General features: G+C 44.6%; 22 protein-coding genes. 16 read left to right on the forward strand and 6 right to left on the reverse strand.

All coding sequences use genetic code 11. From position 1 onward, the window contains the following. The first annotated feature begins 50 nt into the window (after positions 1-50). The 14 genes from LEP1GSC194_RS04485 (at position 51) to LEP1GSC194_RS04550 (ending at position 15,934) form a co-directional block, all read left to right on the forward strand. Complete coding sequence (locus LEP1GSC194_RS04485; protein WP_020772404.1) at positions 51-1,040, forward strand: TerC family protein; 990 nt, start codon at positions 51-53, stop codon at positions 1,038-1,040. An 88-nt stretch (positions 1,041-1,128) separates the two neighbouring features. After that, positions 1,129-3,009: a methylmalonyl-CoA mutase family protein gene (locus tag LEP1GSC194_RS04490; protein WP_020772509.1), complete on the forward strand. Its 1,881-nt coding sequence runs from the start codon at positions 1,129-1,131 to the stop codon at positions 3,007-3,009. Then, positions 3,006-5,198: a methylmalonyl-CoA mutase gene (gene scpA, locus LEP1GSC194_RS04495; RefSeq protein ID WP_020772428.1), complete on the forward strand. Its 2,193-nt coding sequence runs from the start codon at positions 3,006-3,008 to the stop codon at positions 5,196-5,198. Before LEP1GSC194_RS04490 ends, scpA begins: the two co-directional genes overlap by 4 nt. Before the next feature lie 14 nt (positions 5,199-5,212). Beyond that, positions 5,213-6,259, forward strand: coding sequence for a methylmalonyl Co-A mutase-associated GTPase MeaB (gene meaB / locus LEP1GSC194_RS04500; protein ID WP_020772502.1), 1,047 nt, complete (start codon positions 5,213-5,215; stop codon positions 6,257-6,259). A gap of 301 nt (positions 6,260-6,560) precedes the next feature. After that, on the forward strand, positions 6,561-6,938 hold the full coding sequence (locus LEP1GSC194_RS04505) for an LIC20211 family lipoprotein (protein WP_020772408.1): 378 nt from the start codon (positions 6,561-6,563) through the stop codon (positions 6,936-6,938). Further along, on the forward strand, positions 6,910-7,587 hold the full coding sequence (locus LEP1GSC194_RS04510; RefSeq protein WP_155826391.1) for a hypothetical protein: 678 nt from the start codon (positions 6,910-6,912) through the stop codon (positions 7,585-7,587). The genes LEP1GSC194_RS04505 and LEP1GSC194_RS04510 overlap by 29 nt, the downstream gene beginning before the upstream one ends. A gap of 1 nt (position 7,588) precedes the next feature. Further along, positions 7,589-8,017: a hypothetical protein gene (locus LEP1GSC194_RS04515; protein WP_020772452.1), complete on the forward strand. Its 429-nt coding sequence runs from the start codon at positions 7,589-7,591 to the stop codon at positions 8,015-8,017. Positions 8,018-8,025: 8 nt separating this feature from the next. After that, the gene (locus LEP1GSC194_RS04520) at positions 8,026-10,614 is read left to right on the forward strand and encodes a TonB-dependent receptor plug domain-containing protein (protein WP_020772343.1); all 2,589 of its coding nucleotides are present in this window, start codon (positions 8,026-8,028) and stop codon (positions 10,612-10,614) included. After that, the gene (locus LEP1GSC194_RS04525) at positions 10,614-11,132 is read left to right on the forward strand and encodes a hypothetical protein (protein WP_017810039.1); all 519 of its coding nucleotides are present in this window, start codon (positions 10,614-10,616) and stop codon (positions 11,130-11,132) included. Before LEP1GSC194_RS04520 ends, LEP1GSC194_RS04525 begins: the two co-directional genes overlap by 1 nt. An 84-nt stretch (positions 11,133-11,216) precedes the next feature. Beyond that, positions 11,217-11,831: a MotA/TolQ/ExbB proton channel family protein gene (locus LEP1GSC194_RS04530; RefSeq protein ID WP_020772346.1), complete on the forward strand. Its 615-nt coding sequence runs from the start codon at positions 11,217-11,219 to the stop codon at positions 11,829-11,831. 22 nt (positions 11,832-11,853) lie between these two features. Next, the gene (locus tag LEP1GSC194_RS04535) at positions 11,854-12,258 is read left to right on the forward strand and encodes an ExbD/TolR family protein (protein WP_020772442.1); all 405 of its coding nucleotides are present in this window, start codon (positions 11,854-11,856) and stop codon (positions 12,256-12,258) included. A gap of 21 nt (positions 12,259-12,279) precedes the next feature. Further along, positions 12,280-12,918, forward strand: a complete 639-nt coding sequence (locus LEP1GSC194_RS04540) for an energy transducer TonB (protein WP_020772450.1) — start codon at positions 12,280-12,282, stop codon at positions 12,916-12,918. Positions 12,919-13,064: 146 nt separating this feature from the next. After that, a complete protein-coding gene (locus LEP1GSC194_RS04545) occupies positions 13,065-13,523 on the forward strand; it encodes an LIC_20196 family exoprotein (protein WP_020772342.1) in 459 nt (152 codons plus the stop codon). Between the two features lie 11 nt (positions 13,524-13,534). Then, complete coding sequence (locus LEP1GSC194_RS04550) at positions 13,535-15,934, forward strand: C1 family peptidase (protein ID WP_020772479.1); 2,400 nt, start codon at positions 13,535-13,537, stop codon at positions 15,932-15,934. Between the two features lie 118 nt (positions 15,935-16,052). Here LEP1GSC194_RS04550 and LEP1GSC194_RS04555 read toward each other — a convergent pair whose 3' ends face one another. From LEP1GSC194_RS04555 to LEP1GSC194_RS04565, 3 genes are all read right to left on the reverse strand, one after another. Further along, positions 16,053-17,405: an EAL domain-containing protein gene (locus tag LEP1GSC194_RS04555; protein ID WP_020772361.1), complete on the reverse strand. Its 1,353-nt coding sequence runs from the start codon at positions 17,403-17,405 to the stop codon at positions 16,053-16,055. A gap of 94 nt (positions 17,406-17,499) precedes the next feature. Further along, positions 17,500-18,918, reverse strand: a complete 1,419-nt coding sequence (locus tag LEP1GSC194_RS04560; RefSeq protein WP_020772508.1) for a UTP--glucose-1-phosphate uridylyltransferase — start codon at positions 18,916-18,918, stop codon at positions 17,500-17,502. Further along, positions 18,906-19,313 (reverse strand): G protein-coupled receptor family protein, encoded by a 408-nt coding sequence (locus LEP1GSC194_RS04565; RefSeq protein WP_017810248.1) that lies wholly within the window; start codon positions 19,311-19,313, stop codon positions 18,906-18,908. The genes LEP1GSC194_RS04560 and LEP1GSC194_RS04565 overlap by 13 nt, the downstream gene beginning before the upstream one ends. Before the next feature lie 51 nt (positions 19,314-19,364). On the opposite strand from LEP1GSC194_RS04565, the gene LEP1GSC194_RS04570 reads away from it, so the two are divergent. Further along, positions 19,365-20,339, forward strand: a complete 975-nt coding sequence (locus tag LEP1GSC194_RS04570) for a hypothetical protein (protein ID WP_020772490.1) — start codon at positions 19,365-19,367, stop codon at positions 20,337-20,339. A gap of 194 nt (positions 20,340-20,533) precedes the next feature. On the opposite strand, the gene LEP1GSC194_RS04575 is transcribed toward LEP1GSC194_RS04570, so the two are convergent. The 3 genes from LEP1GSC194_RS04575 to LEP1GSC194_RS04585 are packed head-to-tail and all read right to left on the reverse strand — an operon-like array spanning position 20,534 to position 24,456. After that, on the reverse strand, positions 20,534-21,115 hold the full coding sequence (locus LEP1GSC194_RS04575; protein WP_017810246.1) for a CsgG/HfaB family protein: 582 nt from the start codon (positions 21,113-21,115) through the stop codon (positions 20,534-20,536). Further along, positions 21,116-23,233 (reverse strand): 7TM diverse intracellular signaling domain-containing protein, encoded by a 2,118-nt coding sequence (locus LEP1GSC194_RS04580; RefSeq protein ID WP_020772470.1) that lies wholly within the window; start codon positions 23,231-23,233, stop codon positions 21,116-21,118. Then, complete coding sequence (locus LEP1GSC194_RS04585; protein WP_020772388.1) at positions 23,230-24,456, reverse strand: TraB/GumN family protein; 1,227 nt, start codon at positions 24,454-24,456, stop codon at positions 23,230-23,232. Before LEP1GSC194_RS04585 ends, LEP1GSC194_RS04580 begins: the two co-directional genes overlap by 4 nt. Positions 24,457-24,630: 174 nt before the next feature. Between LEP1GSC194_RS04585 and LEP1GSC194_RS04590 the strand changes: the two genes are divergently transcribed. Next, entirely contained in the window at positions 24,631-25,137 is a 507-nt protein-coding gene (locus tag LEP1GSC194_RS04590; protein ID WP_017810242.1) for a chemotaxis protein CheD, read from the forward strand. Positions 25,138-25,139 lie beyond the last annotated feature (2 nt).

Genomic DNA, 25,139 nt, shown 5'->3' on the forward strand with positions numbered 1-25,139 from the left:
AAAGAGCCGGAACTTTTGTCATCTAAGAATCGAGAAAACAAAGAGGGAATATGGGGCATTGGAGTTCGGGAGAATGGATCTTAGGCGTTGTTTTTACGGTGGTTTTAGGTCTTCTCGTTTATCTGGATCTCTTCGTCCTCAATAAAAGAGCGCACAAGATTCCTCTCAGAGAATCCGTTTATTGGTCCCTCTTTTGGTTCAGTCTTGCGATTTCGTTTAGCATTTTAATCTATGTGATGGACCAATCGCCGAGCGATCCGGATCGAGGAAAAACCAAAGCGCTTGAGTTCGTCACCGGTTATCTTCTGGAATATTCCCTTTCCGTGGACAATCTTTTTGTCTTTATCATGATTTTTCAGAAGTTTCGGATAACACCTCAGTATCAACCTTTGATTTTGAAATGGGGAATCATCGGAGCTTTGATCTTTCGTGCGATTATGATTTTTGTCGGAGCGGGACTCGTCTCTCAGTTCAATTGGATTCTTTATTTATTCGGAATCCTTCTTCTGTATACGGCGGTGAAGATGTTCGTTCATCAGGAAGAGGAAGACTTTCATCCGGAATCTTCTCCCGTAATCAAGTTCGCAAAGAAAATCCTTCCGTTGAGTCAAATACAACATCCGGAAAAGTTCGTGGTCAAGGAACACGGCAAATATCTTTTTACTTCCACGTTCATCACGTTACTCATCGTTGAATTCAGCGATATCATGTTTGCGCTCGATTCGATTCCGGCGATCTTTTCGATCACGACCGACGCGTTCATCGTTTATACTTCCAATATCTTTGCGATCCTCGGACTTCGTTCCTTGTATTTTATGCTTTCTGGCGTGATGGAACTTTTTATTTTTCTGAAAAAAGGAGTTTCGGTTCTTTTAGCGTTCGTGGGAGTGAAACTTCTTCTCCCGCTTTTTTCTACGTATGTTTTCGGACATGAGGTCCACATTCCGATTTTGGTTTCTTTGGGAGTCATTTTGGGAACGCTTACGCTTTCTATTTTGGCATCGGTTCCCCATTATCTCAAAAACAAAAATGAAACTTAAGAACGGGTTTTTGACTTTACACCGGAGTCTTACAAGGTTCCCTAGAAAGAGAACCTTATAGAAACTTCTCAAAAAAGAGAAAAACAAAATGGCCGACCAGAAACTATTTACGGACTTTCCTCCCGCCGCTCGGGAAGCCTGGATTGCACTCATCCAAAAAGATCTCAAGGGCGCGGACTTTGAGAAGAAGTTAGTTTGGGAAACCGCGGAAGGATTTAAGATCCAACCCGTTTATACAAAGGAAGATATCAGCGACAAACAATGGCTGACTTCCAATCTTCCCGGAACGTTTCCGTTTGCGAGATCCACTCGAAAACTCGTTCAGGACTGGAGCATCCGTCAAGACTTTGATTCTCCTACGATCTCCGAAGCGAATCGACTCGCAAAAGAAGCGGCGGCAAACGGCGTGACAGCCATCGGGTTTATCATAGAAAACAAAACTTCTTCGCAAAAAGGAATTCCGGTAAACTCCGCAAAGGACTTGGAAACTCTGATTGCAGGACTTCCTTTCGATCAAGTGACTTTGCATTTTATCGCGGAAGAAAGGTCTCCCGAAATTTTTTCTTGGCTTCCCAAAGATAAGGTTCTCGTCGGAGGACTCGGATACGATCCGTTTCGGATTCTTCTCAAACACGGAAGGTCCGGAAAACATTCCATATCGGCGCTTTCGGAAATTTTGAAAACGTTAGCCGCTTCTTGGCCGCATTACAGAGGTTTGTCGGTAAATTCTTCCACGTTTCGGGACGCGGGTTCTACGATCTCCGAAGAATTGGGATTCACGTTAGCCGCTGCTTGCGAGTATGTGCAACAACTCACGCAGACGGGAATGTCCGTGGACACGATCGCTTCTCAACTGATGTTTGAATTCTCCATCGGTCCCGATTACTTTTTGGAAATCGCGAAGTTCCGCGCGGCGAGAATTTTGTGGGCGGAAATCCTGAAAGAATTCGCTCCCAAAGAAGAATCTTCCCAACACGCATTTCTTTCCGCACAAACCTGTAGATACAATTACACAGCCTACGATCCGAACGTGAACATGCTCCGTGCAACAACCGAAGCGATGTCGGCGGCGATCGGAGGTTGTGAGGTCATTAGCGTTTCTCCGTATGACAGTATATTAAAAACTTCTGATTCTTTTTCTCTCCGAATCGCGCGAAACATTCAACTTTTGATGAAACACGAATCGCACATAGACAAGGTCGTGGATCCGTCCGCGGGTTCGTATTATCTCGAATCGCTCACCGATTCGATCACGAAGAAGGCTTGGGAAATTTTCTGCGAGATCGAATCCGCAGGTGGTTTTTTAGAAGCGGTTCAAAAAGGAATCATCCAAAAGAAAATCGCCGAATCCAGAAAGAAAAAAGAAGAAAACCTCGCGAATCGAAAGGAAATTCTTCTCGGAACCAATCAATATCCGAACGGAGAAGACCGGATTCCCGAACTCAATCGCAATCCAACGTTAGGCGACATTGAAAGCGTTTCCGGCGAAATCATCTGTGAAAAAATTTTCGAGTTTAGAGCGGGAGCGGAAATCGAAGAGATTCGTCTAAAAACGGAAAGCTTCGCAAAAAAATCCGGAAAAACTACAACCGTTCTTCTACTCCCGATGGGCGATCTCAAGATGAAAAAGGCGCGTGCCATTTTCTCTCAAAACTTTCTCGCTTGCGCCGGTTACAAGGTAATCGATCCGGGAAGTTATGCGACATCGGAAGAAGCGTTGCAGGGTCTGAAAGAAACCAACGCGGACGTTGTCGTCTTCTGTTCGAGCGATGAAGAAATTGCGGGCTTTGTGGATTCTACTTTTGCGACTTTGAAAAAACAAAATCCAAATCTTCTCGGAATCGTAGCGGGAAATCCTACGGAACAAATCGATTCTCTCAAATCAAAAGGAATCGAATTTTTTATTCACGTAAAATCCCAACATTTAGAAACTCTGAAGTCCATTCAGAAAAGGCTGGGCATCCAATGAAACGTCCGAGTTTTGATAGCCAACGTTATGCGCCACACGGAAAGGTTTCCAAATCCGATTGGGAAAAAGCCGCTCTCGGCGATCTGGGGCTCAGTTCCATCGAACAGGCCCTTTGGCGTACTCCTGAAAAAATTCCGGTAAAACCGGTTTATACCGCGGAAGACCTTGCCGGCATCGAACACCTCGACTACGCTGCGGGAATTCCTCCTTACTTGCGCGGTCCTTACTCCACGATGTATGTCCAACAACCTTGGACGATTCGCCAATACGCGGGTTTTTCCACGGCGGAAGAATCCAACGCATTCTATCGTAGAAACTTAGCCGCGGGACAAAAAGGTCTTTCGGTCGCGTTCGACTTAGCGACTCACAGAGGATACGATTCCGATCACGAGCGTGTGGTGGGCGACGTCGGTAAGGCCGGAGTTGCGATCGATTCGATCCTCGATATGAAGATTCTGTTCGATCAGATCCCTTTGGATCAGATGTCGGTTTCCATGACGATGAACGGGGCCGTGGTTCCTATATTAGCATTTTATATTGTAGCCGCGGAAGAACAAGGCGTAAGCGCGGATAAACTTTCCGGAACGATCCAAAACGACATTCTGAAAGAATTCATGGTGCGGAACACTTACATCTACCCGCCCGCTCCTTCGATGAAGATCATCGCGGACATTTTCAAATACACTGCCGACTTTATGCCTAAGTTCAACTCGATTTCGATTTCGGGTTATCACATGCAGGAAGCCGGAGCGACCGCGGACATAGAACTCGCCTACACTCTCGCAGACGGTTTGGAATATCTCCGAACCGGAATCAAAGCGGGAATGGACGTGGATACGTTCGCGCCTCGTTTGTCTTTTTTCTGGGCGATCGGGATGAATCACTTTATGGAAATCGCAAAGATGAGGGCAGGACGTCTTCTCTGGGCGAAACTCGTGAAACAATTCAATCCTAAGAATCTAAAATCTCTCGCGCTCCGAACTCACTGTCAAACTTCGGGTTGGAGTTTAACCGAACAAGATCCGTTCAACAACGTCGCGCGGACTTGTATCGAAGCCTTAGCTGCCGCGCTTGGTCATACGCAATCTCTGCACACGAACGCACTCGACGAGGCGATCGCGCTTCCCACAGACTTCTCCGCGAGAATCGCAAGAAATACGCAGATCTTTTTGCAAGAAGAAACCAATATTCACAGAGTTGTGGATCCTTGGGGCGGTTCTTATTACGTAGAATCTTTGACGCACTCTCTCGCGCACCGCGCTTGGGAACTGATCGAAGAAGTCGAAAAGTTAGGCGGAATCGCGAAGGCAATCGAAACCGGAATTCCTAAGATGAGAATCGAAGAAGCCGCCGCGCGTAAACAAGCCAAAATCGATTCCGGAAGGGACGTGATCGTCGGAGTCAACCAGTACAGAGCGGTTGAAGAAAAACCCTTAGACATATTAGATATCGATAATACTGCCGTCCGCGAATCCCAAATCCGCAGACTCGCAGAGTTGAAAAAAAATCGAAACAATGCGGAAGTAACTTCCGCTCTCGAAGCGATTACAAAATGCGCGGCAGGTGGAGAAGGAAATCTTCTCGCGCTCGCAGTGGACGCGGCTCGTAAACGCGCGTCTCTCGGGGAAATTTCATACGCTATGGAAAAAGTATTCGGAAGATACCAAGCAACGATTCGTTCCATATCGGGAGTATATTCATCCGAGATTGAAGACGATCCGGACTTCAAAAGAGCCAAAGAACTTTCGGATAAGTTCTCCGCTCTCGAAGGTCGACGTCCTAGAATCATGGTCGCCAAAATGGGACAAGACGGACACGACCGAGGCGCCAAAGTAATTTCCACGAGTTTTGCGGATATGGGGTTTGACGTCGATATTGGACCACTCTTCCAAACACCTGCGGAAGCCGCAAAACAAGCCGTAGAAAACGACGTGCACATTCTAGGCGTTTCGAGTTTGGCCGCGGGTCATAAAACCCTGGTTCCTCAAGTCATCGGAGAATTGAAAAAGCTCGGAAGAGAGGACATCATGGTCATCGCGGGAGGAGTGATTCCTCAACAAGATTATGACACTCTTTACAAGGCTGGCGTAACGGGTATCTTCGGGCCTGGAACAAAAATTTCCAAGGCAGCCGCGGATATTCTGGAACTTCTCATCAAAGATTTAGAAAATTTGAAAGTAAACGTTTAAGGGATGAATTGCCTTTGAGCGGCGGCGAAAAATCCGGGATTCCTTCGAGCGTCCGATCCACCGGAATTTCCAGAAAGGCTCTTCCTTCTGCGGAGGAATTCGTAAAAGGAATTCTCGCCGGAGATCGCGTTATGCTCAGTCGTGCGATTACTCTCGTCGAAAGCTCGCGTAACGATCATAAAGAACTTGCAGAAAAGATAATAGAGGCCTGCCTCCCCCATTCCGGTAAATCGATTCGGATTGGAATCACCGGAATTCCCGGAGTGGGAAAGAGCACATTCATCGAAGCCTTCGGGATGTATACGATTTCCCAAGGAAAAAAATTAGCCGTATTGACCATCGATCCTTCCAGTCGGATTTCGGGAGGAAGTATTCTCGGAGATAAAACGAGAATGTCCGAACTTTCCAGAAACGAATCCGCGTTCATTCGCCCTTCTCCCTCCGGGGATTCTTTGGGCGGAGTTGCGCGTAAGACGAGAGAGACGATTTATCTCTGCGAAGCCGCCGGTTTTGATACGATCTTTGTGGAAACCGTCGGAGTCGGACAATCGGAGACCGCGGTTCATTCGATGGTGGATTTGTTTTTGCTTCTTCTCATCGCGGGAGCCGGAGACGAATTGCAAGGAATCAAACGAGGAATCATGGAGATGGCGGATCTCTTTGCGGTCACAAAGGCTGATGGGGACAACAAGACAAGGGCCGAAGTCACGAGAGTCGAAACACAATCCGCAATCCATTTTTTTCCCGCACACGAAAACGGATGGATTCCAAAAGTGTTATCTTGTTCCTCGCTTTCCGGAGAAGGAATCGGCGATATTTGGAATCAGATCCAAGAATATGAGAAAACCCTAAAGTCCAACGGACACTTTGAAATTAGAAGGACCAATCAAGCTATGTATTGGCTGGAAGAAACGGTGAGTGAACATCTAATGGAAGACTTTTATACTCGGATGAAAGATCTCTATCGGGATATGGAAGACAAAGTGAGTCGCCATAACATCAGTTCCTTTCAGGCTGCGGAAAAATTGATCGACGAGTACACCAAACGGATCCAGAAATAAATCGCTTCAGACCCGCAAAGTGTAGGATTTGTTCCCGAAACTACCTCAGTCCCATCCCAAACATCTTTTTTTTCGAATCCCATTTTTTTCCAAACGGGAACTTTTTTTCTATGAGATTGTCATTCTTTTCGGAAAATGAAGAATACAATTCATTAAAAGGACCGATCCGGCAAGCTAGTAAAAAAATTATTCTTGCACGTATATCTAACAGATAGTATCTGACAGATATACTAACCCAAAGTATTACAAATAGAAATCATTTTGGGAATATTCGAGCTTACCAGGGTCGCAGGCAGGTACCGTGAAAGTTTTTCAAATTCTCTCTTTATTTTTCATTTCGTTCATATTATTCAATTGTGCGACCTCTTCCGCCGGAATTGCAACGAGCAATATTCCCGTTGCGGATCGTAAATACAAGGTTATCGGTCCTGTGGAAGGTCATAAAACCTGGAATACGTTCGATATGGCAATTGTAGGCGTTCCTCTCTCCGAACCCCCGATCGACAAAGTAGTAACTACGATGTTGACCGAAAAAGAAGCGGACGCTTTGATCAATATCCGTTATTGGACCGACAAATACATTCTTCTTTTCATTACCGTCAACAGACTGCATATCAATGCGGAAGCGATCAAATTCGAGGATCAACTCAATGGTCAAAACGGCAAAAAAAGAAAATAAAGATCTGACGCCGCGGCGAACTCTCAAGCGCCCCATCGCAAGTGTTACGTTGAGTCCGGAAAGCAGCGACTTACGTTTAGGTGGATTCTCCGTTTCGAGTTTTTCTTCGTTTCAGATCGGTTTCTTTGCGATTATTCTCTTTTTTGTCTTTGGGAATTGTATGGGAGCTACTTTGTTTTCTCCCGGAGGAAGAGTGCGTTCACCGGCTCTTTACGATTCGGCGACGATCATTCGCACTGCCGGATACGATATCCTAGACGAATCGGAGGGCGAGTCTTCTACGTTCTTTGTTCTCGGAATGATTCCCGTTACGAATCCGATTAGCGTCGATTATGCGCTTAGCCAGGCGGTTCAAAAAGTTCCGGGGGGAAGAAGCCTCGTGGGTATCAAGGTTTGGCACGAGACACACGTTATGTTTCCTCTCGGAACCGTTTCCGTCTTAAAAGTAAGAGGAAGCGTAATCGGAAATAAGGAAGAAGCCGAAAGATTGAAATTGGAACAGCAAAAAAAAGAATCTTCGGGCGAAGACTCGATTTCTACTAAAGATGAAAAACGAACCTCCGGAGGAATTTCCGTCGGCGGAGGAAACCGATCTTCCGATTCGCCTTCTTCGGGGGGAATTTCGGTCGGAGGAAAAAAGAAGAATTAGTATGTTAAAATATTCTTTAATAGATTCTTCGAATTCGATAACGGCGGAAAAAACCGCCTTTGAACAAAAACGGAAACGTTTGCAGAAGTTCCGTTTGGTTTTCGTTTGTGTTTTGATTTCGATCGCGTTATCGCAAAATTGCGCGCAAGCCGAGGTCGTCTCGCCGAGCGATTCTCAGAGTCAGATCTACGCGGCGGCTAATTATTTGAGCAATAAGTGCGGAACTCCGATTCCGACTCCGATTCCGATCGTCGTGGAAGGGGTTCAACAAAGGAATCTGGATCTCTGCACGATCGCGATCACTCGATCGGAATGTCCTTTTGTTTCGTATCCTTTCGCTTGTGTTCTGATCTATGCCAATGATTCGTTAGGTGAAATTCCTTGGTATGTAAACTTTCAGGATATATTCGTAAAAACTAAAATACAGTAAGGCAGACGATGAAAATTATTAGAAATATATCAGTCATTCTTCTCGCCATACGATCCGTAACGTTGATAAAACGGATTCCGTTTTTATTTCTTTTTTTTCTTTCCGTGCCGATCTTTGCGGAAGTTTCTTTCCGCGCCCGTGTTTACTCTCGTAGTAAAAATTCGGGAGATGCGAATGTTAGAGTTATGCTTTTTGAAACCCAAAAGTTTTATCAAACCGATGCGGAAGGATATTTTCAAGCGGTGGCTCCTTCTTCCGGCGCTTATACGTTTCGCATTTTAAGAGATACAGGATTTCAGGAAATTCGTCAGGAAGTTGGAGAAGGAGAAGAAGTTGTCGTTCTTTATGTCGATCAATCGTCCAAAGCCAGAGACGGCGGTGGCGGATCGAAAGGTTCGATCAACGTAACCGGAGAACGGGAAAAACAACTCATGTCCCGTACTAAACTCCGTTTCGAGGAAATCAAACGGATGCCCGGTACGTTTGGAGAACCTCTCCGCGCTATCGAAACGATTCCCGGAGTTGTTCCCGTTTCCGCTTTCGGTGGCGGCGCAAGTAACTACGTGTTTCGCGGAGCCGATCCGAATACGAACCTTTATCTTTACGACGATCTCCCTATTCTTTATCCGTTTCACTTCGACGGTTTGACCGCTACGATCAACGGAAACCTGATCAAATCCATGGACGTTTATACGGGGGTTCTTCCCGCAAACTTCAATAACGCGCTGGGAGGGGTTATCGAAATCGAATCTCCCGATAAGGTGGAGCGATCGGGCGGAAATTTTTTGACTTCTCTTTGGGCGGCTTCCACAAATTACCAAACCACGTTTGCCAACGGAAAAGGTTATATTATGGGAGCCGTCAAAGTCGGTTATATCGATAAAACGTTTGAAACTCTCGGAAAGATTTCAGGGAACAGCCTGCTTCCGGACGGGATACGTTTGCCTCGTTATACGGATTCACAAGTGAAAATGGTCTATAACTTCAACGATGAACATCAGATTTCATTCTATTCCTTGACGGCAAAGGACGACTTTGCCCTGGATCCTCCCGCCAAACAAAAGAACGATCCGACCAAGGATCAGTTCGCAGCCTATGCGGGTGGGAATTTTTCCGCGGGCCAAGGATATCGTACTCAAGCTTTCCGTTATACTTGGAGACCTTCCGAAAAATTCAACAATCGAATTACCTTGATCAGTTACGATCCGTTTTTTGACTATAACGTCGGCTTCGGTTCCATCAAAGCGAAACAAAGAGCAAGCGGCGCCTATAACGGAATTAGGCAAGACGCGTATTGGGAGCCCAATAAACACGTAACTTTGGAATTCGGTTCCGAGATACGCGTTCTCAACTACAAAACTTCGGGAAGTACGATTCAACAAACGGATCCGAATAATCCGAATCCGAATCCTTATGATACGGTGACTCCCGATTATAGAACCGTTTCGGATACTAATCGTGTACAAAGTAAATACTATAACGCTTATACGACGATGAAAATCAAATTCGGCGGTTTGCTCATCGAACCCGGAGCGAGATACGATTACATTCCTTATATCAAAAACGGCGCGCTCGGTCCGAAAGCCCAGGTCTCTTATAAGTTCGAGGACGGATTCGCCAAAGGAACCACGGTTTTCGGAGGCGGAGGAGAACATTATAATTTTCCATTGGACACGCGCTTTTCCGAACAGAGCGGTAACCCGCACTTGAAGTTTCAAAAAGCTTTCAAGTACGGCGGAGGAATCGATCATCAAGTCACTTCCAATTGGCAGGTCAAAGGAGAGGTTTTTAAACAGGAATTCTCGAACTTGATCGTAACCGATCCTTATATCACGGAGTTTATCGGAACCAACCCCGATCAGTACGGCAAGGTTTTACAACCGTATATTCTCAACAAACCTCTCAATTACTCAAACAACGGAACCGGCCACTCGCAGGGTTACGAATTCGTAATCCGCAAAGTCGCAACTCCCGGAAAAAAGGATTGGTTCGGTTGGATTTCCTACACTTGGTCTCAAACATTCAGAAATCCTAATCTTTATAAACCGGACGGCCTTATGGCTCCCGTCGCCACAGGCCCCGAACAAAGATTACTCGCTCAATCCTATCATAATTCCAAAGAAACCCTGTACGATTACGATCGCACTCACATCATCAACGTCGTTTTCGGTTGGAAGTTCAGTCAGGAATGGCAATTCGGCGCGAGGTGGTCTTATTTAACGTCCACTCCTATCACTCCGATTGTGGGAGACGACGGCGGTAAATACAGCAATCCCGCCAACAATCAAACGATCTGGACAGCTACATCCGCCAACAATCCCTATATAGCGGATTATACAAACACAAAACGTCTTAGCGATTATCACAGATTGGATATTCGGATCGACAAATTCCTAAATTACGAATGGGGTTACGTAAACACGTTCTTTGAAATCGTCAACGTCTATATGAGACAGAACGTTTCCGGGGAGACTTTCGACGTTACGCGTCCTTATTCGGCGACGAATCCCAAACCGAGCCCTACGTTCGGAACCCTTACACTGCCGGGTGGAACCGTCATTCCGTTCTTTAACCTTGGGATCGAGGTAAAGTTTTAATGAAAAGGAATCTCTTCAAAATCGTAGTAAGACGAATCGGAAATTTTGCGTATTTTCTGATCGTTTTCAATCTGATTTGGAATTGTAATAACCTTCCCAACGGAGACGATAGTTTCAACCAAGACAATGAAAAGAGAGTGATACTTCAGTATCTCCTTTTGCCTCCGACCGATCCGATTCAGTCTTGTATCAACTCTTTGCAGGCGGCTCAGTCTTGTTTGAATCAGGCTCCCGATTTGCCCACTCCACTTTCCGAGGTCGCGATCGTAACTTTGTTCAGCGGAGGAGTCGCTTCGGTCGATTCGTATCAGAATTATTGCAATACTTTGATGAACTCCACTACGTTTGCGAAAGTTACGAATCGTGCAAAGGCTTGTGTGATGGATTGTAATCGTTCGTATTGGGTAAATAAAAATTCTGCGGGAACCTGCGGACAGGCAGGGCTTTCTCAGATAACGGGACTGTCAACGGGAACCTTCGCCTGTACAAAAGTTTGCACAAGCGTTTCAGGACAATGATTCATGCGAAAGAAAATGATCGGAAAACTGAGTGACTTCGAGACGTCGGTTTTAAAAAATAAAGAATATTAGAGGATTCAGATTATGACAATGTTTTTGGTTGAATACGGCGAGACTTTCATTTTTGTCGTTATGCTCGTAGCAAGTATAGTAGCTCTCGCGGTAGGAACTGAAAGAATTCTGATTTTTCGCAGAAGTCTGAAGAACACGGAAGAGATACTTCCCGTTTTAACTTCCGAAATCAGAAAAGGCGACTTTGCCGCCGTGAAGACGATCGGAACCGAAAATCCCGGAAACATCTACGCGAAATTTTCTCACTTTTCCGTGGAACATTACGAAGCCGGTCACGACGCGCTTTCCGAATTACAGGAAGGAAAAATCATCGGAGAAAGAGTAAAACTTGAAGATCATCTTCCGATTCTCAATACCTTAGGCAACAACGCTCCTTTTATCGGACTTCTCGGGACGGTTCTCGGTGTGATCAAAGCGTTTTACGGACTTGGAACGTTAGGAAGTACGGGAGCGGAATTCGTGATGAGAAGTATTTCAACCGCTCTTCTTGCGACCGCGGCCGGTCTCGGCGTGGCGATTCCTGTCGTAATGGCGAACAACTATTTTACCCGTAAGTTGAAAGTGATTCAGGCAAATTTGGAAATTCTTTCCAGAGAGTTTCTTGCCAGTCTTTCTCGCGGGAAGTAGACTTTTAAAGGAGAATGTGAATATGGCAGGCTCTGCTCCCTCCGGCGACGGAGAAGAAATAGGCAATATAAATATCACTCCGATGGTGGATGTGATTCTGGTTCTTCTGGTGATTTTTATGGTGACCGCGAACTTCTTAAAAAAAGAATCCATCAACATCAATCTTCCGAAAGTTGCGGCCGCCGATCCGAACGTCGCTCAATCGGTCCAGGTGGCTTTGACCAAGGACGGAAAGATTCTTTTGGAAGGAGCCGATATATCCATTGAAAAACTGAAAGCCCACCTCGAAAGAGACTCTAAGATCAGACCGAATATGCGTTTGACGCTCTCCGCCGATTCTTCCCTACCTTATGGAAAAATTGCGGAAGCAATGGGTGTAATCCGCAAAGCCGGAGTGACTAAGATTGCGCTTTCGGTGAAACGTTAGGCGAAATAGGTAAGGCGAAGAATGGTAAACGTTCCTGAAATTAAACAAAAGATTTTAAAATTCGGACTTTTTCGTTTCTGTCTGATCGCTTCTTTTGTTTTGCATTCTTTAACGATCGGAACTTATTTCATAGCGACTTATATTCCCGAGGCTGAACTTTCCTCGGATGATTTGGAAGCACAGGATGTAGAAGTCGATCTGGAAGACATTCCCCCCGAGTTGATCGGCGGAACTTCTTCTCCCGCTCCCGTTGAAAAACAGGAATGGGTGGAAGGTTCCAATCAGAACGCGGACGATCCGATTGACGAGGATCTCAACCCGAACGCTCTTTCCGGAAACGGGACCGATAAGGACGGATTCTTATTCTCTTATAACGGAGATAAAACTCCGACTCCGATCATCGATTTCGATTTGAGGGATTTTTTTCCGGCTCAGGCAAAGTCAGCCGGAATCGTTTCCAAGCAGGTTGTCGTAATCGTTCAAATCGACGAACAGGGAAATCTTCAGGGAGCAAAAATCGCATCGGGTAAAGCGGGCTTCGGTTTTGACGAGGCGGCGATTAAGATCGTAAAACTCGCTCGTTGGAGTCCGGGATACGTGCAAGGACGACCCACGAAGATGTCTCATCGGGTTCCGATCTCTTTCAATCTAGAAGATTGATTCTTTCGAACTTACCGAACCTACAAGTTATTTCGGACTGAAGATAAACCCACAATCCGCTGTAAAAGCCGTTGCACTTTAAAAAATTTCTTGCGGCGGCGATTTGAAAATTCATACTTCCATACACCAACCAGATGGAGACAAAAATGAATTGGAAAGCGTTCGCTTGGATCGGTTTATTACTATTTACTTTGCCGCTTTTGTCGGTGCCCACTCCCCCCACACTGGAAAATCAGGTCAAGAATTCCGATTATATCGCGTTAACTCGAATTACGAACGTTCGAGAAACAAAAATTTCCGAAACTTCGATCTCCGTCACGGCCACGGTTGAAGTTCTCAAACCTTGGAAAGGCGGGGAAAAACTTCCCACGAAATTCGAAATCGGTTTTATGATTTTTCCGGAACTTTTAGGGAAATGGCTGAAGGCCGCTCCGCCGGAAGGAGATTATATTCTTTTCTTAAATCAAAAAACGGTAAAGGACAGCAAAGGAAACGAATCCTCTTTGATCGTTCTCTACGAACCGCATCCTTTTGCGTTTAAGGAATATTCCAGAGAAACGGAAGACAAAATCCGAGAAACGGTTCAGTCCCAAAAAGGAAATTAAAAGGAAAGTATATGAGAATTTTAAAATATTCTGTCATACCGTCGATTCTTTTTTTACTCGCTCAGACTTCTATTCTTTCACAACCTTCCATGCGTTCTTTGGGAATGCAACGGGAATCCTCCGAACTCCTTTCCTCCTTAAAGGAAACCAATCCGTACGGAATCTCACACAGGGGACTTGCTTCGAAAATCGATCTTTCTTCTTCCATGCCGCCCGTAGGAAATCAGGGAGAGCAAGGCAGTTGTGTCGCCTGGTCCACAGCTTATGCGACCAAAAGTTTTCAGGAATATATCGAAAGAAAAGGTTCCAAGAATTGGTCCTTGAGAACCGCCGAAGGAACTCCGAACTACAGTCAGGTCTTCTCGCCCGCGTTTATCTACAATCAGATCAACGGAGGAAGAGACAACGGATCTTTAATCTCCGACGCGATGCGTGTAATGGTGGAAATCGGAGCGGCTCCTTGGGATGTTATGCCCTACAATTCGGCGGATTACAGAACCCGTCCTTCTCAAGCCGCGATCGACTCCGCTTCCAAATACAAGGCAAAAGAATTTTTAAGAGTGAAAACGACCGACATGAACGAAGTGAAAGCCCAGCTCGCGGAAGGAAAACCGGTCGTTGCGGGAATTTTGGTCTATGAGAATTTCTTCAATCTCAAAGGAGATCAGATTTACAAAGAGGGTTTGGGTAAAACCTACGGAGGACACGCGATCGCTCTGGTCGGTTACGACGATTCTAAAAACGCAGTGAAGTTCATCAATTCTTGGGGAACGGATTGGGGCGAAGAAGGTTACGGATACATCGATTATCGTTGGTTTACAAGAATCTGCCAAGGCGCTTTTGTGATGATCGATCAGGTGGAAACCGTCGGCGATCAAGGAAAGCCGGATTCCAATACTCCCGAACCTACGTCGGTTGCGAGCGATTCCAATGCCACGGCGCCTTCTTCCATATCGGCTTCGCAAGGAAGTTTTGCCGATAAGGTTTTGATCAATTGGGAAGTCGTTCCGGGTGCGATCGGCTATGAAATTCATAGAAAGGGTCCCGGCGATTCCGGTTTTGCAAAGGTAGGACTTTCCGGTACGAACAGTTTTAACGACGACGGAGTTCAACCGAATCTCGCTTATAGATATAAGATTATGACTTTGACGGATTCTTCCGCTTCCGATTTATCGGAAGGCGACGCGGTCGGATTTGCGAAAACGGAGGAATTAAAACCTCCCCCCAAGGTTTTGGGAGTGAAGGCGACTCAGGGACAATATGATAACAAAATCGAACTCTCTTGGGAAAACGCGGACGCTTCCGCAGAATATCAGATTTTTAAATGGAACAAAACTCAGAAGAGATACAATCCGATCGGAAACTCCAAGATCAACGGTTACGTGGATAATTCCGCCGCGAGAAAGGGAGTCGTTGAATACTACGTAGTCTCCGCAAAACTCGGGGGGAAAACCGGAGAACCGTCGGACGCTGCGAGCGGTTTTACGGCTCAACCGAAAACTCCTCCCGCAAAACCGTTAGGGTTGGTCGCTAGTAGAGGTTCTTATCAAAACAAAGTGGAATTGAAATGGCAAAAAGTTTCGGGGGCCTCCAAATACTTCGTGTTTCGATACGTAAAATCCGGCTGGATCGGCGGAGGAGCTTGGGAGAAAATTTCCGAAACGGGAACGGAAGAATTCATCGATGAAAATATTCCCGCTCGTTACGCCTACTATTCCGTGACGGCGGTGAACCCGGAAGGAAAGAACGGTCCGTTTTCGAGTTTTGCGTACGGTTATACGGATCCCAATAAACAAAGAGGGGTCAAACTCGCTTCCCCCGAAAATCTCAAAGGGATTTTGGACCCAAAGGCGGCCAAGATCGATCTGACTTGGGATAAGATGAAAGAAGCATCAGAATATTATGTTTTTCGTAAGAAGAGAGGAGAATCAAAATGGACCTTTCTCGGTTCTGCGGGAAACAAAAACGCTTACGCAGCCGACGTTCCGGAAAAGGAAACGTTATTTCTTTATTCTGTGACTTCCAAAACCGATCTCGGAGGAGAAAGCGGAAATTCTCTTCCTGTGTCTGCCGTAATTTCCACGGCTGTTACCGCTCCTAAAAAACGAACCTTCGGTGGAGATTCCTCTCTTGAAAAATTCAAGGGACCTTGGACCGCCATGGCCTGGGACGGAAGTAACGGAGTCAGTCAGGTTCTTCTGGAGATCGAAAGTCAGGATAACATTAATTACACGGTAAAGTTCAATAAGAAAAAGATTTTTGAGGGTAAATATGTGGAAGAATCTCCCATCATCGATAAGGACGGAAAGTTTAAGATCGAAATCGAAAAAACGGGGGATGCCCTTTCGGTCACGATGAAAGACGGTTCGATCGTAAGTCAAAAATCCAATCTGTCCTTTCTTAAGGAATAAGAAATGTCGGTGTAGGAGTTAGTGGATAGACGTTTACAAGAAATCAGGGTTCAGAGGAATGAATGATTGGGTTTTAACTCTGTAAATGTTCTATCCACTATAACCTAACCACTGACTCCTAGAATGCGAGTTCCAATTCTTTCGCGAGTTTGAAAATATTTCCTTTTTCCTTTAATTTAAAAAGAAGTTCTTCCGAACTCAAAATCTGATTTACGATCGTTTCCGGAAGATCCTGCATGTCGTTAAAGATTTCTTTATATTCTTCGATGGAAATTTTCTTACAGAAGAGATTGGCTTGGAAATAATAGACTTGGTGCGTAATTAGGAAGTTCAGGGAATCAATGTCTTCCAGAGCTTCCGCCGTGATGATCGCTTCCCGGTTGTCGGAAAGTCTCCTGCAATAATCGATAAAAGCTAAGTTATCCAAAAATTTGGTAAGATCCTGATCGGCCTTAAATTTAAAGCTGATCGGATCGAGTTTGAATTCTTTGATCATCTCCCCCAAATCCAAAACGATCTGGTGACTTTGACTTTTAACTCCGAAATCGTCCGCCGCAAAACTGATTCCGAAATTCCAGAATCTTTTACATACGCTTTTGAGCGTGATATCCGCTTCTTCGTACGGCTTTTCAATCAGTTCCATTCTTACGAGAACGGGATTCAGATTTTGATTGAGAAGAAGGTTATGAAAACGAGTCACCTTTTCGTCGGTATCGAACGTATCGATGAGAGTTTGCGGAGAAATATTGAACTTTAAAAGACCGGGAGCTCCGTTGCAGCACATAGTCAACTTTTCCAAAATCAGAAGTTCGATTCGATTCAGATCCTGATCGTGAGGAATATCCCGAATGAGGTCCGCATAACCCGCGTAAGCTTCTCCTCCGACAAACACTTCTCCTCCTTTCATGGAGTACGTATGTTTCTTGTGATTGTAATGAATGATCGGCTGGATGACCGCGTCCGCTTTTTCGCCCGCAAAATAATCGTTGACCCGATTGAGATAGGTCCAACTCCAACGAATGAGATTATCCTGCAAATTTTTGAGCGAAGAAACTTCCAACTCGTGAAAAATTTCGTCTACATAAGAGATATAATTACATTGGGTTCTTGCGATTCCGAAATCGAAATTCATGGAACCGCTTTTGATAGAAACCTCCCTAAATCTTCCGAGGAGCGAATCAAAGTTCAAAAATCCGTTCGAGCCGCTCATTTGAATCTGAGCGACTCCGATCAGGAGATTCTTTTTATCTCCGTAGCAATAATAAGAATAGTGGTTTTCCGCGCCCGGATATAACTCCGAAACTTTGATCGGAATGAGTTGTAAGAAATCGAGAAAAGATAAGGATTTTATATCTTGAAAACGAAGAAGAACAATCGGTTTACCTCGGTTTTCGTTGATAAATACGTTCTTAAATTGTTCGATTTCTCCTTCGTCAAAGGATCGGATCTTCGGACTTTTGGAAGTTGTCATTTTAGCCTTTGTGATTCGAAAAAACCGTCGGTATGAACCGTTCGTTCAAACAAACTCAAATAAAAGATCCGACGAATGATTTTCTTTGTAAAGCCTAAAAGGAATATTTTCCGGATTCTAAAATTCCAGATTTCAAATCCGATATTTTCCGAAGCCCCGGACCGTCGTTTTGAATCACCACATCTCCTACGAGCGAAACTTTTCGATCGAATAGAACCTCGCCTCGAACGGTAAGAGAAGTGCAACGCTCTAAAGAAGGGATTTCCGGAAAGAGTCGATTGAAGTCTTGGATTTTCTTGTAGTGTTTTTCATCCAAGACGATCAATACTTCTCCTAATCCCGATTTTTTCCTTATATCGGACATCGTAATCGAGTAGTTTTCTAAAAGACGATACGCGTCGGATCTTCGAACGAGATAATCCTCGCATTTTTTCACGGGGGCAAATCGGTCCCTAGGAATGATGATTCCTTTGACTTTGTTAAAGTTTCGGATCGCAGAGCCCATTGCGGTTTCGAGTTGGAGAACTTCTTGCCCTTCGATCGTTTTTGGGTTTACGATCAAGGAAAGTTCAAAATCGTCCCGAAGAATTCTTTCTCTAAGAGCCGTTAAATCGATCCAGAGATTGTTCGTGGAAAAAGTTCTGAACTTGCCCAAACCTTCAAATTCGTGCATATGTTCCGGGGGAACCTGAGCCGTTTCAAGAAGTTGATAGTTTTCCGATTTCCCCCGGACGATTCTTTTGTAGATCGCCCCGCCCTTTTTATCGGCAAGGGTCTTCGGAGTCATCTCCATACAGAATTCCAGTTTTTCCTTTAACATATACGAAAGAATTCCGGGATGCACCGTAGCGCCTAAATTATCCCCGTTGGAAACGAACGCGATCTTGTATCCGTTTGCGATGAGAGTGTCTAAGAGTCCGGTCTCCAAAAGAGAAATCCAGATATCTCCGTGGCCGGGCGGACACCACTCGTCGTCCGGATTTTTACAACGAATCGGTGTTAGGTTTTCCTTCAAAAGACGGGGCACCTTATGTTGTAAAAAGGAGGTCGGAAATTTTTGAAGGAACCCGATTCTTTTCAGTTCCTCCTGACTTTCCTTTTGCGTATTGAAGCTGTCCATCAGAATCAACGGAACGGACACGTTATACTTCTTTTCAATTACCTCGGATTGTTTTGCGACGATCTCCAAAAAGGACATTCCGTCTTTCAGTTCAATCAAGGATTTAGGACCGGAAAGTCCCATCGAAGTTCCGAGCCCTCCGTTCAGTTTGATAACGACCAGATTTTTGAGGATCGACGGATCCGGAGAATTCTCCCTTTCAATTTGTTCGAGAGTGATCTCGTCCGTAGTCGGGTCCAGGTCGCCTACTTCTTCCCAGCGAACCATTCCTGTTTCTCCGTTTCGAACCAGATCCGTTTTTTTCAAAAAGTCCCGGATGAAAGCGAAAGTCATTCCTTCGGACGCCATTTTCTTTTGGATCAGTTCATCCGATCTTGATTTTATCGAATCCATCGCACCACCGATCTGCTGTTGTATTGTTCGTCGAACTCGGTAAACTCAATAGAAAATTTCTCGGCTGGGTTCGAAGGTTCGTAAAAAAGTTTCGCCCTTACTTCTTTTCCTTTGCCCGGAATTTCTTTGGGAGTCTCTTCGTTTTCCGTATATAAAGGAAGAAAGACAAGATACGTGTAGATATAAACGACTCTTGCGGGGGTTATTTTATAAACTAGAACTCCCTTGCCGGTCAGATCTCGTTTCAAAATTTTCGTATAAGGAACCGGAAATAATTTTTTCCAAGTCTCCTTGAAATTTTTCTCCATACCCGAATGTGTCGGTATATTTGAATAGACAGCGGAAGGTAGGATGAAAAAGATCCATAGGAAAAGAATCAGCTTCTTTGTTTTCATGAAAGACTCTGACAGTCTTGTCTTTTCACCCCATAACTTCAAGCCATTCTCATGAAAAAAATCGTATCCTCTTTTAGAACGTTCCTTTACTTTCTTTCCGAAATTTTTGAATTTACGCTTTCCTTTGCCTCTTCGTTATTTCCTTCCAGTATGAATCTTTCCGGAGGAGACATTTACATCGTAACGGGTTATCTTTCGGGGCCCTTGTTTTATTCCAAGTTGTATAAGGCTTTGGAATCGAAGGGTTATAGGCCTAGAATCTTGAGAATCCCCATCTTCCTCTTTCGTACGAAAAAGGCGGTGGAAATTCTCGCAAAACAGATGGATCAGATTCCTTCCAAGTCCGTTTTGCTCGCGCACAATACGGGCGGACTTTTAACTTTGCTGCTCCCGGATCGAAGTCGTCAAAAAATTCGAGGGCTTGTGACTTTGGGAACTCCGTTTCGAGGAAGTTATTTGTTTTCTATTTTGCCCGTAAGCGGTTTACGTTACGACTCCGCATACTTGAAAGAACTCTTTAAAACTTTCTTGTTTATGGATCGTTTTCATCCTCTTTCCCCTTTGAAAGAATTTATTTTTCTTCCGGCTTCTTCTTCCGTTTACGGCGAGGGAAGAGATCTTTGGTTCGATATCCCGGGCAACTACAATCAGGTTCGTAAAGCGGAAAATATTCGAACGATCCTTGAGTTTCTTTTGTTTCATTATCCGAGTGCAACCGCACAGGAATCCGAAAAAGCTGCGGCTCTTATAACGAAAACACAACCGCGTGTATCGCAATTGGAAACTTCAAAGGGAAATCTTTCGGTAAAAAACAAATCGGCGATGGAACGCGTTTCGAAAACAAAACCGCCCGTTCAAAAAAACGTTACGGTAAAAGATCAAAAGAGAAATCCGATTTCCAAAGGAAAAACGAAGTCCGTCGCGAATCCGAAGGTTGTCCGTTCCAAAACAAAAACTACATCGAAGAAAAAACCGGTTTCGGTTTCCGGCAAAAACAAATCGGCGGCAAAAAAGAAAAAACGTTAGACGAAATATATACGGGAGTCAATTCGACCTTACATACAATAAAATGCAAGTGTTCCGAAAAGAATGGAGCTTTTTACTTGCAAAAAGTATGACTTTATGATAGAGAAAAGCCTCCCGAGCTTTTCACGGAAGATTGTCGGAATTCCGACAGATTTATCTTAAGATCCAAGTATTGTGGGTTGTGTTAGGGCTTCCTAAGGGGCGCGTTGTGGAACTGTCGTTGCAGAGCGATACTGATTGTAAAGAGTGTCGTCGGAATCGAAAACGGATTCCGATAACGCGAGAATTTCTCCGGACCGAAGAGATACAACTCTCAGTTGGAGTAAAAAAGTCTGATCCCCAAATTGAACGGTTCCCAAAAGAAGAAGATCCGCTCCCGATAGTTTACCGATTTCCAGATTTTGATCCGAAAGAACGAGTCCGGATTTTTGAAAAGTTTGTTCGTCGATGAGCCGTCCCAGTTGGGATTTTTCCACCAGTAAAATTTTTCCGGGATCGTACATCTGCGATAGAAGTTGAGAAGAAATCGTAGTTCCTAAAAGTGTCGCCGAACCGTTTTCGTTTAACAAAGGAAGAACGGCGAGTTTTAACGCACCTTTCTTTTCGGGAAAAGAAATTTCCCGGTTGAGGTCGATCTGTTTTTTCAAGGCTGAGGAAACTTCCTGCAAAACCGCGCCTAAAGGTTTCGGAAGATCTCTTTTCAAAGAACGTCCGCTGTTTGTACAGTTTATGACGAATAATACAAAACATAATATTAAAAAAATGGAATGTTTCATTTAAAAATATTTGACCAAGGTGACTCGGTTCCCCGTGGAATTGAACTTTACAACGTCAAAAGCGGAAAGTGCGAACGCAATTCCTCCGGTTCGTAAAGCCGCGTTTTCATCCGTTTTCGAAAGTGCGTTCCGAACGGTCCTCGCGTGGTTAAATCCTTTTCCTTCGTCGGTAATTCTATAACCTACTTTCTGCCCGGAAAGAAAATATTCCACGAGAATTTTTTTATCCCTGTAATACGGATCGTTTTGCCGCGCCAAAATGAACTGAAAATAATTCCCGTTCTTTAAACATCTCGCCTTGTCTTCCTCGGATATATTCAGGTTTCCGTGTTCGATCGCATTGACGAGCATTTCTCTGAGACTCGTCCGAATCGAAAGAGCCGCGGTCGGATCGGTGAAACGTACGAGATTGAACGTAAGCCTCTGGCTCAGAAGTTCCGCGTTTTGGAGATAGTTATTCATCGAGAAGACGATTCTTTCTTCGTCCAAATATCTTCCCATCAGATCCTGATCGGGTTCAAAGGCCCTTCCCAAAATATCGCGGCCGGATTCGTGTTCCAAAATTTGAAGACGAACCTGCAACTCTTTCGGTTCTTTCAGATATTTCTGAACGAAGTCGGCACGGAAATAAACGGGCTTTCTCGTGGAATATAACTCTTCCATCCTTTCCATAACATACAATTTTTTGAATGCGTCTTCCAATCCTCCCGTATTGTACATGAACTCTAAAAAATTCTTACCGATCACATCCTGCGGTTTAAAACCTAAAAACGGGGAAATGGACTTATTACTTCCGGTGATCGTTCCGTTGGAATCCAGATCAAAAAGAAAATCTTCCTCGCCTTCGTACAGATTTTTATACTGAACTGCGGATTGCTCGTGTCTTTGTTTCAAAAGATTTAAACTGATCGCCTGCATCTCCAAAGTTAAGGAAAGTTGTTTGATCCGATCAGCGAGTCCCAGCGAAAGAAACGCGACTTCGATCGCGGAACCGATCTGCAATCCCCATTGAGTGAAAAAATTATCCGAAAAAATTCCAAATGCGTTCATCGCATACAAAAAACTTCCCAGAATAAAAACCGACCAAGCCGTCAGAAAAAATCGAGACGGACGATGTCCTTTCCATACACACTGAAGACTGTTAATCAAAAGTAAAGTCAGCACGATCAAAAGAACGACAATACTCGAAATCACGCTGAACGTATGACTGAAAAAAGTAAGAGAACCGATACAACCGAATCCGCAGATCGCCATAATCGGATAATAAAATTTGTCGGTGATCGGAGTCATCTTGGAGGATTCTAAAAACGATTTCCCGAATAAACACGCTGCGAGAAACGCGGAAAAGATAAAAAACGGAAGGCTTACGTTCCCCCATTCCGGATGATTCGGCCATAAAAACTGAAAAGACAATCCGTTTAAAGTCATCTGAAAAAGAATATCAAAAAAGATGAATATACTATAATAAAGATAACTTATATCCCGGGTCGTAATCAAAAGGAACAGATTGTAGACGAACATCACACACATCGTTCCGTAGTAAAAACCGAGAGCCGTATATTCTTTTGCGGTATGTTCCAAAAATTCGGTTCGTGAATATGCGGATAAGGGAACAATGATCGAATTTTTGGATTCGATCCGAAGGTAATAGTCGTTTTTAGAAAGAGGAGGTTCGCTCAATTGAAACGGAAAGTTCCGATTTTCCGCAAGTCTTGTCGCAAAAGGAAGTTCGTCCCCGGAGACCGACAGGGGTAAGGCGCCGTTTCGAACGGAATAAAACCGTAATGAATCGATCATAGTGTAGGAAAATAATAGGACCCAGTTTTTCGTTCCTCTTTCCGAATTGGAAACCGGAACTCGAACCCAGACCGTGGCATCGGAATATCCGAGACTATTGTTGAAAAGCGGGATCGACTTTCCGGACTGAAAGACTTTTTGAATTTCGGGAAAGGAAAGTTTTCCGGATTTATCTTCGTAATACGTTAGATACGATTGAAGGTCCCATCCTTCCATCACCGCGTTCGGTTCGAATTCCGCGGAACGGGGCGGCTCGGAATGAAGCGCTCCGGAAAAAACCAAAATCAAAAAGACAAAGGCCTTCCGGAGTTTCCAAATCACATCAGTCCCTTCAGAACTCGGAACAAGTCCGCGGTTACGATAAACGTACCGATGCTACTTCCGATTTGAGGAAGCATAAATACGAGAAAAATTCGGATCACGTTATTCTTCCAATATCCTTTCCAGTGTTCCGAATCCTGAGCGATTTTTTCAAAATCTTCTACGAGCGGTTTGCGCAACCAAGACTCGCATAACGCGGCAACCCAACCCGGTTTGACGATCGGATTAAAATTGCCGATGGGAGCCGCAAAAAACGCAAGAACTACGGATAAAGGGTGTGCGAGAGAGATAATGGCGCCTAACGCGGCGAGTCCGCCTTTGATCAGTATCCAACGAAGAATAAATTCTTGACCTTGTTGTTTTCCTCCGAAATAAAAAACGGTCAGGATCAGACCGAGAAAAATTCCCGGAACCAAAAAACCTTTCCAACGATCCAAAGCCGTTTTGCGAGGAAGAAGATCCAGATCGTTAATATCCTTCTCTTCCTGGACATGATTCATAATTCCTTGCAGGTGCCCCGCTCCGACAACGGCAAAAACTTTTTTTCCTTCTTTGGCGGAGTCCCGAATCTTTTGTGCGAGATAAGAATCCCTTTCGTCTATGATCACGTTCTTAATCGACTCATAACGTTTCGGAAGTTGGGAAAAAAGATCCTTGAGAACGTCCTCCGATTTCATCTCTTCGATTTTTTCTTCGGAGATATCCTCCTTCACAAAAAGAGAAGTCAATAACGCCGAAAGAAGAAACAACCGACTGAAAATTCCGATGTTCCACCAGGCTCTTTTGAGAGTTATTGAAACTTCCCGATCGATCGGAACGATTTTGGCGCCGATTTTTTCACCTTCTCCGATCGCCATTCTCATTTCGTCGCCGGGACGAATGGAACCCCTGCCGAGTTTTTTTTGGAACGCGGATAGGATGAGACTGGAAAGAAGAAGATACATTTTTCTTTCTTTAAAAACTTTGAATATGTCCAATTTATTCCAGTGATCGCTGTCCTGAACGGATCGCATTCTGGAGTTACAGAGTTCTACGCAGACCGTGTCCGGTTTTTCTTCCCGGATGATTCTTTGCACCTCGTCTATACTTTTTTGACTGATATGTGCGGTCCCGAGAATCGTTACGGTAGTTTTACCGAGTTTGAACGTTTCGATCGGTTCCGAGCCGGGCACGTTTTTTTTTCGTTCGGATTTCGTCTTATCTTTAAGTGTAGTTTTTGCCATTCCAAAAACAGCGTATGAAATCGAGACCCGAGAGTAAAATGAAATTCTGCCTTTTCAAATTCGAGTTTCACTTCTTCAAGTCGTCTCAAAAAAGTATTGAAGAATTCGAGACCGTCCTGTAATGTCTTGTTACTTTTTTGGAATTAAAACGAACACCGGGATAACTGGAACCAAATGCTGGCAAAAGGATCGAAAATAGTCAACGTAGGAATCGCAGATATGCAGGGAGCGCAGTCTCCCGAAATCTTGAGAACCACTTTGGGTTCCTGCATCGGAGTGGTTTTTTACGCTCCCGATAAAAAGATAGGAGCTATGGCTCACTTTATGCTTGCTAAAGATCCGAGCGGAAAGGATTCGCAAAAAAATCCTTTCAAATACGCGGATACCGCAATTCCCCTCTTAATCAAAAAAATGAACGAAATGGGCTGCAATCCCGGAGAATATGCGGTACGACTTTTCGGGGGCGCCTCTATGTTTAAAGGAGTTCAATCCAGTTTTTTACAAAACATCGGCGAGCAAAACATTCTCACGGCTAGAACTATTTTAGAACAAAGTAAAATCCCTTTGATCGTAGAGGACGTCGGAGGGAACGACGGTAGAACCATCAGTTTATATTTGGACGACGGACGAGTTCTTTTAAAAAAAGGCGGGTTTGAAAAGTACCTCTACAAGGTCAGGTAAGA

Source organism: Leptospira alstonii serovar Sichuan str. 79601 (assembly GCF_000347175.1).
GTDB lineage: Bacteria > Spirochaetota > Leptospiria > Leptospirales > Leptospiraceae > Leptospira > Leptospira alstonii.